Genomic DNA, 13,480 nt, shown 5'->3' on the forward strand with positions numbered 1-13,480 from the left:
TATAGGGGGATACAATCATGAATAAACGCACAAAGAAACTTTTAATCAGCTTTATGACAATGCTTCTAATATTTGCACTTGCAGCATGTGGCAATAAATCAGAAGACGGTGCAAGTTCTGGTGAAAAAGATTCGAAAAAAGAAACAAGAATTTATAAAGGTGAAAATGGTGATGTTGAAGTTCCAGCCAAACCAAAGCGTATTGCGATGATGGCTGCTACATACGCAGGAAACTTGCTATCTTTAGGGATTACACCAGTCGCAGTTAATGAATACCCAAAACAAAATAAATTTTATGGGAACAAACTGGACAAAGCTGAAGTCGTTACGGCTGATTCTTATGAAAAGCTTCTAGAATTAAATCCTGATTTGATCATTACCTATTCTGATGATAAGAACATTAAGAAATACAAAGAAATTGCTCCAACTGTAACCTTGACTTACAACAAGTACGACTACTTAGAACAGCATGTTGAAATCGGAAAAATCGTTGGAAAAGAAAAAGAAGCAAAAGCATGGGTAGAAGAGTGGAAGAAGAAGGCTGCAGATGCACGTGAAAAAGTTAATTCTGCTATCGGACAAGACAAAACATTTATGGTCATGGAAGCATACGGTAAAGATATGTACGTGTATGGGAAAAACTGGGGACGAGGAACGGAAGTAATCTATCAAGCTCTTCAATTAAAAGCTCCTAAGAAACTAGAAAAAGATGTTTTCGGTCCTGGCTGGAAGGCGATCTCTACTGAAGTGATTCCAACTTACGCAGGAGACTATATCTTTGTCGGTACTGGTTCTGGCAACCCGGACAACTCATTCATGGAGTCGAACGTATGGAAGGGGCTTCCGGCGGTTAAAAAAGGTCATGCCATTAAGTTCGATTCTCAATCATTCTACTTCAATGACCCGATATCTCTTGAAAAAGAACTCGATTTCATCGTTAAAGAGTTAACGAAAAAGTAATCATAACGCTTTTATAAAAAAGGAAATACGCCATGTTCAAAACAAAAACCCAGCTGATAAAAGATCATAAAGTGTATGCGAGGCCAGCGGCAGGCACGGCCTTCTTACTGATTGGATTCGCTCTTCTGCTCCTAAGTATTGGTCTTGCGGTTTCCGTTGGTGCAGCCAAAATCAATTTTGTTACTGTTTGGAATGCGATTTTAGACTATGATCCTGGCAGGGAAGCTGACCGCATTATTGTCAGTCTTCGCCTGCCAAGAGAGCTGGGTGCGGCTGCTGTTGGTGCCGCATTTGCAGTCAGTGGGGCGATCATGCAGGGGATGACACGCAATCCCCTTGCAGACCCTGGTTTGTTGGGTTTGAACGCCGGAGCAAGCTTAGCTCTAGCTTGTGTGTTTGCTTTTCATACAGGTGCAAACTATTTTACAGTGATGATTATTTCCTTTATCGGAGCAGGAATTGGAGCCGGACTTGTGTTCGGAATAGGTTCTATGAGCAGAGGGGGATTAACCCCCATCCGAATTACGTTGGCAGGAGCCGCTGTTTCCGCGCTGCTTTCTTCGCTGGGAGAAGGTATAGCACTTTACTTTAAGCTTTCTCAAGATCTCGCTTTTTGGACAGCAGGCGGGGTATCAGGAACAAACTGGTCTCAGTTGAAAATCATAGTGCCAGTGGTCGTTTTGGGTATCGCAGTTGCTGTCGTGTTCTCCAGGCAGTTAACCATTCTCAGCTTTGGTGAAGAAGTGGCGAAGGGTCTTGGACAGCGTACGCTGGTAACAAAGGTTGTCCTTATGGCCGCTGTGCTGATCCTTGCTGGTGCCGCAGTATCGCTTGTAGGAGCGATTGCATTTGTCGGTTTAATGGTTCCCCATATCGTACGCTTCTTGGTTGGGACAGATTACCGCTGGATCATTCCATGCTCCGCGGTATTTGGAAGTGTTTTGATGGTGTTTGCAGATACATTGGGCCGAACGGTGAATCCTCCATTTGAAACGCCGGTGGGGGCGATCGTTGCCATGATCGGTGTTCCGTTCTTCCTTTACCTTGCAAGAAGGGGAGGAAGAAAACGATCATGATGAACGCTAGACAGATCAAGAAGATAAGAATGACCACGTTTGTTGCGATTCTTTTATTAATAGCAATGTTTGTAATCAGTGTCGCTACCGGATTTGCGTCATTATCTCCAGCAGAGCTGTTTCGGACGCTGATCGGACAAGGTACACCGAGAGAGAACCTGATTTTGTTCGAATTCAGGCTGCCGAGAATAGTTGTTGCGATCTTTACCGGGATGGGACTCGCTGTATCTGGTGCCATCCTGCAAAGCATTACGAAAAACCCGCTTTCAGATCCTGGGATTTTAGGTATTAATGCCGGTGCAGGCCTGATGGTTGTGGTCTATATCATGTTCTTTACGGTAGAAACATCAAGTTCTCTTTACATACTGCCTCTTTTTGCTTTGGCGGGAGGCATGGGGACAGCAGCTGTCATCTATATAATGTCTTACATAAAAGGTGAGGGTGTTGAACCAACAAGGCTTGTATTAGTCGGTGTTGGTTTGGCTGCTGCCCTTTATGGTGCGGCGTTGACGCTATCGACGCGATTAGATATGGAAGATTACTCGTTCATGGCCAATTGGATGGCAGGAAGAATATGGGGGGATGACTGGACATTTGTCCTGTCATTGCTTCCGTGGATTCTTATTCTGATTCCTCTCACGTTGTATAAATCAAATGTGCTGAACATGTTGAGCTTTCATGAGAATGTTTCTATTGGTGTCGGAGTGAATACGGGCAGAGAACGGATCGTCCTTCTCATGATTGCTGTTTCGCTTGCTTCTGCATCCGTGGCTGTCAGCGGAGGAATTGCATTTGTTGGGCTTTTGGCTCCTCATATTGCAAGATCATTGGTCGGTCCTCGCCATCAATCCTTTCTTCCGGTTGCGGCATTGATTGGTTCCATACTGCTCCTTACCGCTGACACGGTCGGCAGAGTCATATTGGACCCGAACGGTATTCCAGCCGGAATTATCGTAACCATTATCGGTGCCCCTTATTTTATGTATTTGCTGGCGAAAAAATAGAGAACTAAAAAGGAGCCCCGGCTGGGCTCCTTTTTTAATTGATCATCTGTTTGACTAGCTCACGGTTGCGTTTTTTGAATACTTCGTTGTGAGAAGAAACCATCGCAGCTTCCTGGGCATCAGGCTGGATGAATTGTTTCGCTTTATTTACTGCATTAGCTGCGTCTTGAAAGGCTCCGGAAATCAAGTTCAATTTACCGTCATGCTTCAGTATATCTCCAGCAGCATACAACCCCGGGACTGAGGACTCGCTGTTCGAATTGCCTGCGATATAAAAATTGTCTGCAAGGTCAATATTGAGATTGCTATTACCAAGAAGTGATGTATCCTGTTCATAGCCATGATTGATGATGACTTCATCTATCGGCAGGTAAGAGATCTCACCGGTTTCATGGTTCGTCAGCTCGATCTGTTCGATCACCTGATGGTTCGGGCACGCGAATAGTTTAGAGATGGATGTGTTAAAGATACAGTCCGCACAACTGTTCATAAGTTGGGTCACTTGGGCTTCATGGCCGGCAAGTGTTCCTTTTCTGTACGTTAAATATACTTTCTTAGCAATATTCACTAATTCATTCGCCCAATCGATCGCTGTATTTCCTCCGCCGGAGATAATAACTGTTTTATCTTTAAAATGCTGAAGAGACTTCACGGTGTAGTTTAAGTTGGACACTTCAAATCTCTCGGCACCTTCAATCTCAAGCTTCTGCGGGTTTAAGATACCGCTTCCGACCGCTACGATGACCGTTTTTGAATAGTGCATCACACCATTTGCGCTTTTCAAGAGAAATATTCCATCTTCATTCCGCGTGATCGATTCTACTTTTTCATTCAAAACAACTTCTGGGTCGAACGTCAGTCCCTGCTCAACAAGTTTTTCAATAAGCTTTGCTCCTGGAAGCGGAGTGTGTCCGCCCACATCCCAGATCATCTTTTCAGGATACACATGAATTTTCCCGCCTAACTGTGGCTGAAATTCAATGATTTTTGTCTTCATTTCGCGAAGACCGCTATAAAAGGCAGAGTATAGTCCTGCTGGACCACCGCCAATAATGGTTACATCAAAAATTTGTTCTTTTTCCACTTGCATTCTCTCCTCAGAAAGAAAATAGTATTGATTATCATTCTCAATTAAAATATATAATGAATCTCACAATTTTACAATATTTATTTTCCGCTATAGAAAAAGCTTACCCTTCATTAGGATAAGCTTTCTCCACTTTTTCTGCTATTACCCAAGTGCAGGATTCATTCTTCAATCCTTGTGATGAGGCGGATTCCCTTAAACGTCATATTCATGAAACATTTTTTTCCTGGGGTAATCAAATAAATTTCTGATTTGTTTCGGTTTTCTTTTATGTGAGAGAGGAGCTTCCAAATTCTTGAAGGAATTGTTCCTTCATATAATAGGAAATTGCTCTGGATAGGTAGATATCATCAGCATGATGCCTTGAAGGACAGATGAAAAGTATAATGAACGTTTTATCGGTTCCTTAACGCCGATTTTTTCGAACATTTCACATTGAAACTTGAACTGTCTTGCACTTTCATCGATCAGCAGTTTGCTGTATTTCGCCACCGCTTGGTCAGATTCCGGCTGTGTCTGAAAGTGGAGATAAAACCGAAGTTGATGAACGTTTACTTGACAGGGAGCTTGGCCAGCTGCAGTTACACATTCTTAAAGGATTGTTAGAGAAAGAAGCAAAATCAATTTCCAATATGGCAACTCATACTTCGGCCGAATCCCAATTCCTTTTAGGGAAAGAAGAAGGGATCAATAAAGCGCAGGAAATGTTGACAGAACTTATCGATAAAACCAGCAGTCTCTATAAACCAAAACGGGCAAAGGATGTTCATTTAATCCCCAAAAACACGAAGAAGCAATAGATAAGAGAGGTACCTGCGAGTTTTAAGTTTAGCAGGTCTATTCTGCGACCAGTTCACATAGTTTCTTGAGGATGCTCGATATAATACCTTTCTCAATATGGAAAGGTCTTTATAAGTTATTTGCTCCGTGATGAATTGGAGAACGGATGGCAACGTTCGCGAAAACAGGAAAATAAAAAAGGAAAGAGCAAGAGTTCCGTCTGGCTCTTTTCCTGGGTGAAGGCTTTCCTTGAGTGAAAGCCTTTTTTGCTATCGCTGACTAATAAGGCGGGTGATAGAAGGGCTGAGGGTAGTGGCTTCTATAATGAGGATTCTCATTGTACTCCCGATGGCAGTTGCTTGGCGGTCCGATAAAGGTCGTGGATTGGACCGGAGCGATAGTGTTGATCCATTGTGTTTCATCGAGGCAATACGTATGTGCCATGATATTGGGCGGAGTGAATTTTAAAAGGTCTGAACCGAGAATGACATCAGGAGTCGGTGAGTTGAAAATGGCCAGCAGGTGAGTTTCATCGGTTGTTGCAACTTCGTAGTGCCACCAGCCCTGGGGGACGTTTGCGACCTGCCGGGGTCCGATGTGGTAGTGGTGGAATTGTTTCGTGAACGGATTGAAAATAGAAACGGCTGCCCCGCCGGAAATGCAATACACAAGCTCAGCGGCATTTTGATGATAATGAGGTTCTACCACATTACTCCTGCTCAGGAAAATATCCAATAGAGAAACATTGTCCAAGGTGTTTAACTGCTGAATGCCCAAGACATTGATAAAATTCTGACTGTCCTTGGTGAACACATTTTGGTTGACATCAGCGGTGTATTGGATCGCTGGAGACGTGTAATCCAAATTTTGCACCATTGTATACCTTCTTTCGTTATGCAAATGGTCGTTACACTACCCTATGGCAGATGCCCAGCGGCCGTGACAATATTTTTTTGGAGCTTACTGGCATTTTTTTCTCTGTTTACGACTGCAGCCGGGGCTATTTTAATTCCCGGGTTCAAAGTTGGAGAGCCGTAGTGGCTTCCCTTGGTGGTTCCTGTGTGCTGAAGGTGCATGGCAGAAAGCAGATGCTGAACGATAAATCGAGACGAAAGCTGGAGAAAGTCCCGGCATTGCTTATTTGTGATAGTCGGTTGAATAAGATAATAGTAATCCTTTAAAGAGGAGATGTGTGCGTCGCTGGAGGAATGAGAGCAGGCGTGGCAGACCCACCTTCCTCTTTTTCTTTTCATGGGAAGAGTGAAGCAAACCGGGCCCTGAACGCCCGTGAGAAGGTCGGTTTTAGGGATAAAGAAATATTCGAGGGGATCGAAAATTGATCCAAACAGATAATTCAGATAACTCCGCCGCGCTAAATAGGAAGATCAGCCAACCCCGGAATTCCATCAATCACCACCATTCTACAAAGTAAAACCTCCTCATATATGTCAATTAATCACTCATTCTTACAGTTCTTAGGGTTTTAACGCGGGTTTTGTAACATTTTGATATATAGTTGTAATGTAATTGCCCAAAAACGGCCTCTTCTAAATGATATAATTGCACTTGGGATTACGAGGGTGTAGGAGAACGTATGGAGGAGGCAATACCATTGAAAAGCAAGGTAATAAAGGGATTATTATCTCTAAGCATTGGCCTGAGCGCTTTTACATACACTTCTGCTAACGCGCAAACGTTAAGTGAGATACATAAAAAGCAAGCTGAAAACCAGGCTAAGAAGGAAGAGAAGAACGCAGAAATAAAAGACGTACAAGGAAAGCAGGACCAAGTCCTTGAGGAACTGCAAAAGATTGAGTCTACTCTTCAAAAGACGTTAAATGATATCCAGACGAAAAAAACAGAAATTGATGAGACGAAAAACGAGATTCAAAGCTTGAAAGACCAAATCGTCAAGATTCAGAAACGCATCAAAGAACGCGATGCGATCTTAAAAGAGCGTGTCCGTTCCATGTATGAGAGCGGTGGAGCGGTGAAGTACCTTGATGTCGTACTCGGCTCAAGGAGTTTTGGTGATTTCCTTGACCGTTTGATCTCATTAAATATGATCGCAGAATCCGATAAATCCATCCTGGAAGACCAAAAGCGCGATAAAGCAGCAGTGGAACAGGATAAAAAGCAAGTAGAACAAAAGCTGAATTCCTTAAATGCGAAGCTTCAGGAATTGAACGAGCTGAACAGTGAACTGAGCGCACAAAAAGAAGCAAAAAACAGATTATCCGCTTCGTTAAAGAAGAAAGAAACACATCTTCATGAAGACGTGACAAGCATCGAAGAGAAAAATGAAATCCTTGCTGCTCAGGAAAAAGCGGTAAAAGAAGAGATGGAAAGAGCGAAAAGAGAAGCAGAACAGCGCAAACGTGAAGAAGCAGCCCGTAAAGAGGCAGCGAAACGTGCAGCTCAACAGGAACAACGTAAAGATTCAGCGCCTTCACCAGCGCCGACTCACAGCGAGCCTAGTGTATCTGCGAATTTTATCTGGCCGGCTAATGGCTACGTTTCATCCCCATTCGGCAAACGTTTTGGCGGAAGTGATTTCCATCCGGGCATCGATATCGCTGCAGCGGGAGCGAACAACCAGATCTCAGCAGCGGCTTCAGGAACGGTAGCCCGTTCTTACCTATCGTCTTCTTACGGCAATGTTGTCTTTGTTTCTTCTTACATCGACGGCCAGCTGTATACGACGGTTTACGCCCATATGAGTGAGCGCGCAGTCAGCACAGGACAAAGTGTTACCCAAGGACAGCGTCTTGGAACGATGGGCAACACAGGCCATTCCACAGGACAGCATCTTCACTTTGAACTTCATAAAGGTGAGTGGAATTACGCGAAATCCAATGCTGTAAATCCAATCCCATATCTACATTAAAAAATACTTCAGGGAAGCACGGAGCACTCTCCATGCTTCCCTTTTTGTCAATTAAAAAGGGGAGGAAAGATGAAAACCGGCCAAGCTCGAGGCATTGCAGAAGATTGGGTAAGGGAGAACGCCAGCCCTGAAGATTGGTTTTTGGGTGCCTATTTCAGCGGATCCATCATCGAGCTGTCAGATTACGACGAACTGCCGATTGGTTCAGACGCCGATCTCGTTTATCTCAACACCTTTTAAAAACAGCCGAAGAAGTGCTTTCCTCTTACCGCTTGGCAGGCAGTTTTCGTACGAAGCAATCATCGCTGACCCGACCGGACATCTGCAAAGACTTCAGCTGGATGTTGGTAAGCACTTTGCTGATAAAAAGATGGGTGTTGCCGGTGCCAAAACGCCATGAGAAGGATTAAAGCGGGGACTCGCAGCGATTCATCCGGAAGCACCCATTCATGAACAAGTAACAAGCGGCTGTTTCCAGCAGGGGGGGTGACTCACGTTCTTCTCGCCGCCGCGCTCGCAATCCTACCGTTAGGATTCGCTGCCTCAAAGCACGGGAGGTGTTAGCCTAATACGGACAGGAAAAATTGTATAGAGATCTTTTGAAGCTGCAAGGCAGTGAACATTTAACGCGTGAAAAGGTGGAACATCATCTAACAAACCTTGAAACTATTTTTGATGAGACAGCATCGGTTTCAAGGACGCCGTTCTTTTTCAGTTCGGATATTACCGGGAAGCTGTATTCTGGATCGCTGCGACGTTTGCACGGTGCCACACGATCCTTGCGGCAGATGCTGGTCGAGATCTCCGAGAATCACTGGCTCCCGCTTTCAGCCATCTTCTTTCAGACCTTGGCATTGCAAATTTTAAACAAAGCACAGGAAGTCATTGCGTTCCTCCCGTATGTATGGGGCACCGCAGAAGCCATCATGTCAGCGAACCCTGGCATAATAGATCAGAACAAAGATCAAGCATGCCGGCAAAATAGCGGGCATGTTTTTTCGTCGAAATCACTCTTAAGAGCGATATTGATCCGGTGAAAATTGGTCTATACTGATAAGGCTTTAATAATAGGATGCATCATGGATCGTACGGGAGTGGAGCTTTTGAAAGTATTTATATTGCTAGTATCAGCCTGGCTGCTGTTTTTGCCGCAGCAAGCGGACGCCCACGCTTTTCTTGTCCAGTCCCATCCGTCCGAGGAAAGCAGTCTCGGCACCATGCCTCCTTCCGTGAAGTTAACCTTCAACGAACGATTGGAGAAGGAACTGTACTCTTTGAAAATACTGGATGATAGAGGGGATGTGATTACAAAAGAGCCGCGCATGAGTAAGGACCAGCGTTCACTAAGTGTAAGCGTTCCTTCTCAGAAAAAAGGGGTCTACACTGTTCAATACTCGGTGATTTCAGCTGATGGCCATCCTGTAAATGGCGCTTACCTATTTACAGTGGGCAATACCGCCTCTAAAGGAAGCACGCCAGCTCTGCCCGCGGGGGAATCAGGAAACCATGAGGAAAATGTATATAATCCCGCCTCATGGCTCGTCAGAACGCTTTATTACATCGCTTTGCTTCTGGCATCCGGCTGGGTGCTATGGAAGTCGTTTATACCTTTTACCCGGTCTGAACAGAAAGAGGATTATATAAAAAGAGGACGGCAGCTGCAAAGGATCCATCTCCTTTTACTGGCCGGCTTCATAGGCATACAAGCGAGTGGCCTGCTGAACGGATCGACGTGGAACAAACTGCCGGATCTTCTTATCCATTCGGCTGTCGGGTGGTCCTGGATGCTGTCACTTGCTGTCGCCGCTGCCGGGTTGTTTTTAACCTGGAGGAGGGCATGGTTTGATATCACCTGGGCCGCACTGCTGCTTCTTGCTAAAAGTTTAAACGGACACGCTGCGGGGCAGGAAATGGCGGCAGCAGCTGTTGGGCTTGATGTGCTGCATCTGCTGTTTGCTTCAGTTTGGGCCGGCGGACTCTGCTATTTATATCAAAGCTCACGGAAGAACCAATCTGATGCCGCCGCTTTTATAAGCAGGTTTTCTGCTGCGGCCCTGGTCAGCTTATGTGTGCTGATCGTAACGGGCGTGCCGTATTCCCTTCTTTTGCTGCCGAGAATCTCTTATATCTGGGACACGGCCTGGGGCATCTTCTTAAGTTTAAAAGCGGTTGCCGTTGTCCTCATTCTCATAACCGGGGCTTTCCTTCGCTTTTATTTGAACAAAAGAAACGGACAGGCCTCGGTCAGTACGCTCCTGAAGATCGACCTTTCCTTAATGGCGGCCGTCCTTATCATTGTTGCTGTGTTCACTCAGCTAAGCCCTAATCCTGAAAACGAGGCACTGAATTGGAAAGAACGTAAAAACGGCGTGCGGCTTGAAATCCATACGTCCGTGCTTCAGCCAGGAGCCAATCGCTTTAACGTAAAGACTGTCACAAAAAAGGGAGAACCGGTGATTGAAAAGGCAGAACTGCAATTTCAGTCCTTGGATCAGCCGAGTGTTCCGAAAATCATTGTCCCGTTGAAACGTGAAAAAGGATCAGACAGCCGCCATTCATCGTACGGAAAAACAGGAGCATATCCGCCTTTTCCAGGGAAGTGGAGAATAACCATCAGGGTAATAGACGCCGATGTGGATGAGATCTCCGTTTCTAAAGACATTAAAATCTATAAATTGCAGCCATAGCAGTGGAAGGAATGGTAAATATGAAGAAAAAACTAACATCTATTGTAACAGTATGTGCCGCATCACTCTTTATTTTCTCAGGATCGGCAAGTGCGCACGTAGTCGTATTCCCGCAGCAGACCATGCAGGGCACCTACGAAAAATTTTCCGTGCGAGTTCCCAGCGAGAAGGATGTTCCAACAGTGAAAGTAAAGGTGGAGATACCGAAGGACGTTGAGATCTCCCGTTTTGAACCGATGCCTGGATGGAGATATTCGATCGAAAAGGATTCAAAGGGCCTTATTAAAAGTGTGACATGGACGGCCGAGGGAAAAGGGATTGCTGCAACCGAGTTCACAGAGTTTAATATGCAGGGTAAAGTAGGGGACAAAGCAAAAAAGATTGTTTGGAAAGCCTATCAGAAGTACAAGGACGGCAGCACTGTCGCCTGGGAAGGACCAGAGAGTTCTGAAACGCCAGCTTCTGTTACAGAAGTGATGAAAGGTAACGGAGACGCGCATGGCCATATGCACGGAGCCATGGACGATGAAGAAAAAGAAACAGATGACGATCAAGACAATCAAGACAATTCATCATTGCCGCTGTACCTGTCAGGTGCTGCCTTACTGCTCAGTTTGATTTCACTCGTTCTTTCTGCGAGAAAAAGAAGATAATGAATCAGAGGATCTGCTCCTGCGGATCCTTTTTTTCGGTCGTCTGCTCCGACCATAAGAGCAAGAATGAGGACGATTTTGAAAGATACAGCTGTTAAAATTAGGGCAGAATACGGAAGAGGTGAGCAATGAGATGGATCAGATAAAGGTGTTTAACGATTTGCATCAGGGTGAGGATTTGCTTATGTTAGGGAATGCGTGGGATGTGCTGTCTGCCATTTTGATGGAGAAAGCAGGGTTTAAAGCGATCGGGACGACGAGCTGGGGAGTTGCGAACACATTTGGGCTCAGTGATGGGGAACGGCTTGAGTTCACGAAGCATCTGAACGTGATCAAAAGTATCGTGGATCACGTCAGTATTCCGGTTTCTGCAGACATCGAAGCCGGCTATGGAGAAGAACCTGCGGGGATTGTGGAAAATGTCTTGCGGACAGCCGATGCCGGAGTAGCAGGCATCAATCTCGAAGATTCATTGAAATCACAAAAAGGCCTCCGTGACATGGTTGAGCATGGAAAGATTCTTTCAATGATTCGAAAAGCGCTCGACAGCCGAGGCTATCATGATTTCTATGTTAACGCCCGCGTCGACACTTATTTTCAAAGAGAAGATCCGTTAAGCGAGACGCTTGAACGGGCGAGAGTCTATACCGAAAGCGGAGCAAGCGGAATTTTTGTTCCGGGGGTGGCGGACGAGTATGATATTAAGGAGATGGCATCAAATATCTCCGTCCCATTGAATGTATTGTCATTCCCTGGCCTGACAGATGGCCGCCCATTAAAGGAATGGGGAGTCAAACGCCTCAGTTTCGGAAATGCGTTTTCGGACCAGGTGATTGCTATGATGGAAAAGACAGCCCTGGAGGTCCTTCAAACCGTAAACACAAAACGATTATATGAAGGTGAACATTATGCTTCAGAACCGGTATGACTTAATTGAGCCTGAAGACAGCAGGCATGCTGCTTTTTACGAAAAATTGCTGAAGAAGGATAGAAATGAAGGTTATTATATCGGTGTTTCTACAACTGGCATCGCATGCCGTTTTGGATGCAGTGCCACACCACCCCAAAAGAAGAACACCATTTTTTCCAAAAGGCTGTTTGACCTTATCTGCCTTGGGTTCCGAGAATGCAAAGTTTGCAAACCATCAAGCGATGGGTCCGAACGAGCGGGACAGGATGAGGATATTCGCCGCTATGAATATGTGAAAGAGGCAAATGAACGGCTGAAAATCGAGAATAATAGGGATTCGATGCTTACCGAAACTGTAACCTATCAAAGATACTGGACCCCGATCGGTGTAATGATCTCCTGTTTTTATAAAGAAGAATGCTGTTTGCTGGAGTTTATGGACCGGCGTGAGCTTGCGGCAGAACTGCTTTTCTTAAAAAAGAAGCTGAACGCCAATCTTAAAAAGAGATCAACTTCATTAGGCAGCCGATTAGGTATTGAGCTGCAAGAGTATTTTGCAGGATTCCGGTATGAATTTTCTATTCCTGCCGCCAGCATTGGAACAGACTTTCAACTGCAGACATGGAAAGCGCTGAGGGAGATTTCGTATGGCACGACACGCAGCTATAAAGGACAGGCGGAGGTTCTGGGCCGGCCGACAGCCGTAAGGGCAGTGGCGAACGCAAACGGAAAGAATCGCATCTGCATCCTTATTCCCTGTCACCGGGTGATCGGGGATAATGGTGATTTGAGAGGGTATGCTGGAGGACTGGACAGAAAACAATTTCTTCTTGAACTTGAAAATAACAGAAGTTTACAATGAGGGCATAGGAAGGGGGGCAGAAAGCCATGGCTAATCTATCATTTGAAGAGATGTGGGAAAAGATTATGGCGTGTGACAGCTCGTATGACGGTTTATTTTATACCGCGGTTAAAACGACCAAAATTTATTGCCGTCCTTCTTGCCGCTCACGAAAACCGAAAAAAATCAACGTGGATTTTTATGAAACCATAACCGAAGCGATAGAGGCGGGATTTCGTGCCTGTAAACGATGTCAGCCGGATACCGGGCTGTCTCCGCAGATGGAGCTGGTCACGGGCGTAAAATCATTTCTTCTGATGCATTATAAAAAACCTCTAATTCTACAGGACATTGCCGATCATGCAGGTGTCAGCCCATTTTACCTGGAACGGCAATTTAAGCAGGCGACTTCTGACACTCCGCGTACGTATCTCGAGAAGGTCAGGGTAGACAAGGCCGTGCACCTCCTGAAGCATTCCAGCTTGACGAATCTCGAAATCTGCTACGAAGCTGGCTTTCAAAGCACGTCTAATTTTTATAAAGTTTTTCGAACGATGATGAACTGCTCTCCGAATGAGTATCGCCGCTTAAGATAA

The 13,480-nt window shown here is 45.3% G+C and carries 14 protein-coding genes and 1 pseudogene; 12 read left to right on the forward strand and 3 right to left on the reverse strand.

The window, feature by feature from the left end:
• Positions 1–17 precede the first annotated feature (17 nt).
• From QYF49_RS03365 to QYF49_RS03375, 3 genes are read left to right on the forward strand one after another with little or no spacing between them, the layout of a single operon-like run.
• On the forward strand, positions 18–959 hold the full coding sequence (locus QYF49_RS03365; RefSeq protein ID WP_290398208.1) for an iron-hydroxamate ABC transporter substrate-binding protein: 942 nt from the start codon (positions 18–20) through the stop codon (positions 957–959).
• Between the two features lie 32 nt (positions 960–991).
• A complete protein-coding gene (locus QYF49_RS03370; RefSeq protein WP_290398209.1) occupies positions 992–2,035 on the forward strand; it encodes a FecCD family ABC transporter permease in 1,044 nt (347 codons plus the stop codon).
• Positions 2,032–3,039, forward strand: coding sequence for a FecCD family ABC transporter permease (locus QYF49_RS03375; protein ID WP_290398210.1), 1,008 nt, complete (start codon positions 2,032–2,034; stop codon positions 3,037–3,039). Before QYF49_RS03370 ends, QYF49_RS03375 begins: the two co-directional genes overlap by 4 nt.
• A gap of 34 nt (positions 3,040–3,073) precedes the next feature.
• Here the strand turns inward: QYF49_RS03375 and QYF49_RS03380 are convergent, their stop codons facing one another.
• Positions 3,074–4,123 carry an NAD(P)/FAD-dependent oxidoreductase gene (locus QYF49_RS03380; RefSeq protein WP_290398211.1) on the reverse strand — a complete coding sequence of 350 codons (1,050 nt, stop codon included), beginning with the start codon at positions 4,121–4,123 and terminating at the stop codon, positions 3,074–3,076.
• A gap of 315 nt (positions 4,124–4,438) precedes the next feature.
• Positions 4,439–4,666: pseudogene (locus QYF49_RS03385) on the reverse strand (TetR/AcrR family transcriptional regulator); the annotation flags it as partial.
• Between QYF49_RS03385 and QYF49_RS03390 the strand changes: the two are divergent.
• Positions 4,639–4,926 (forward strand): hypothetical protein, encoded by a 288-nt coding sequence (locus QYF49_RS03390; protein WP_290398212.1) that lies wholly within the window; start codon positions 4,639–4,641, stop codon positions 4,924–4,926. The pseudogene QYF49_RS03385 and the gene QYF49_RS03390 overlap by 28 nt on opposite strands.
• A gap of 259 nt (positions 4,927–5,185) precedes the next feature.
• Here the strand turns inward: QYF49_RS03390 and QYF49_RS03395 are convergent, their stop codons facing one another.
• The gene (locus QYF49_RS03395) at positions 5,186–5,782 is read right to left on the reverse strand and encodes a cupin domain-containing protein (protein WP_290398213.1); all 597 of its coding nucleotides are present in this window, start codon (positions 5,780–5,782) and stop codon (positions 5,186–5,188) included.
• A 736-nt stretch (positions 5,783–6,518) separates the two neighbouring features.
• Between QYF49_RS03395 and QYF49_RS03400 the strand changes: the two genes are divergently transcribed.
• The 8 genes from QYF49_RS03400 to QYF49_RS03435 all read left to right on the forward strand — a co-directional run bounded on the left by QYF49_RS03400 (position 6,519) and on the right by QYF49_RS03435 (position 13,480).
• Positions 6,519–7,793 carry a murein hydrolase activator EnvC family protein gene (locus QYF49_RS03400; protein WP_290398214.1) on the forward strand — a complete coding sequence of 425 codons (1,275 nt, stop codon included), beginning with the start codon at positions 6,519–6,521 and terminating at the stop codon, positions 7,791–7,793.
• Positions 7,794–7,862: 69 nt separating this feature from the next.
• A complete protein-coding gene (locus QYF49_RS03405) occupies positions 7,863–8,033 on the forward strand; it encodes a hypothetical protein (protein ID WP_290398215.1) in 171 nt (56 codons plus the stop codon).
• A gap of 344 nt (positions 8,034–8,377) precedes the next feature.
• On the forward strand, positions 8,378–8,830 hold the full coding sequence (locus QYF49_RS03410) for a hypothetical protein (RefSeq protein WP_290398216.1): 453 nt from the start codon (positions 8,378–8,380) through the stop codon (positions 8,828–8,830).
• Positions 8,831–8,872: 42 nt separating this feature from the next.
• Positions 8,873–10,480, forward strand: coding sequence for a copper resistance CopC/CopD family protein (locus QYF49_RS03415; RefSeq protein ID WP_290398217.1), 1,608 nt, complete (start codon positions 8,873–8,875; stop codon positions 10,478–10,480).
• A 20-nt stretch (positions 10,481–10,500) separates the two neighbouring features.
• Entirely contained in the window at positions 10,501–11,133 is a 633-nt protein-coding gene (locus QYF49_RS03420) for a YcnI family copper-binding membrane protein (protein WP_290398218.1), read from the forward strand.
• A gap of 133 nt (positions 11,134–11,266) precedes the next feature.
• Positions 11,267–12,061, forward strand: a complete 795-nt coding sequence (locus tag QYF49_RS03425; protein ID WP_290398219.1) for an isocitrate lyase/PEP mutase family protein — start codon at positions 11,267–11,269, stop codon at positions 12,059–12,061.
• Positions 12,042–12,905 carry a methylated-DNA--[protein]-cysteine S-methyltransferase gene (locus QYF49_RS03430; protein ID WP_290398220.1) on the forward strand — a complete coding sequence of 288 codons (864 nt, stop codon included), beginning with the start codon at positions 12,042–12,044 and terminating at the stop codon, positions 12,903–12,905. Before QYF49_RS03425 ends, QYF49_RS03430 begins: the two co-directional genes overlap by 20 nt.
• A gap of 26 nt (positions 12,906–12,931) precedes the next feature.
• The gene (locus tag QYF49_RS03435; protein ID WP_290398221.1) at positions 12,932–13,480 is read left to right on the forward strand and encodes a bifunctional transcriptional activator/DNA repair enzyme AdaA; all 549 of its coding nucleotides are present in this window, start codon (positions 12,932–12,934) and stop codon (positions 13,478–13,480) included.

The sequence above is a fragment of the Fictibacillus terranigra genome (assembly GCF_030412265.1).
GTDB classification, from domain to species: Bacteria; Bacillota; Bacilli; order Bacillales; family Fictibacillaceae; genus Fictibacillus_C; species Fictibacillus_C terrinigri.

Bases quoted from the DNA above. Each gene is read 5' to 3' on its own strand.
- QYF49_RS03365 (WP_290398208.1), top strand. From the start codon at position 18: ATGAATAAACGCACAAAGAAACTTTTAATCAGCTTTATGACAATGCTT.
- QYF49_RS03370 (WP_290398209.1), top strand. From the start codon at position 992: ATGTTCAAAACAAAAACCCAGCTGATAAAAGATCATAAAGTGTATGCG.
- QYF49_RS03375 (WP_290398210.1), top strand. From the start codon at position 2,032: ATGATGAACGCTAGACAGATCAAGAAGATAAGAATGACCACGTTTGTT.
- QYF49_RS03395 (WP_290398213.1), bottom strand. From the start codon at position 5,782: ATGGTGCAAAATTTGGATTACACGTCTCCAGCGATCCAATACACCGCT.
- QYF49_RS03405 (WP_290398215.1), top strand. From the start codon at position 7,863: ATGAAAACCGGCCAAGCTCGAGGCATTGCAGAAGATTGGGTAAGGGAG.
- QYF49_RS03415 (WP_290398217.1), top strand. From the start codon at position 8,873: ATGGATCGTACGGGAGTGGAGCTTTTGAAAGTATTTATATTGCTAGTA.
- QYF49_RS03420 (WP_290398218.1), top strand. From the start codon at position 10,501: ATGAAGAAAAAACTAACATCTATTGTAACAGTATGTGCCGCATCACTC.
- QYF49_RS03425 (WP_290398219.1), top strand. From the start codon at position 11,267: ATGGATCAGATAAAGGTGTTTAACGATTTGCATCAGGGTGAGGATTTG.
- QYF49_RS03430 (WP_290398220.1), top strand. From the start codon at position 12,042: ATGCTTCAGAACCGGTATGACTTAATTGAGCCTGAAGACAGCAGGCAT.
- QYF49_RS03435 (WP_290398221.1), top strand. From the start codon at position 12,932: ATGGCTAATCTATCATTTGAAGAGATGTGGGAAAAGATTATGGCGTGT.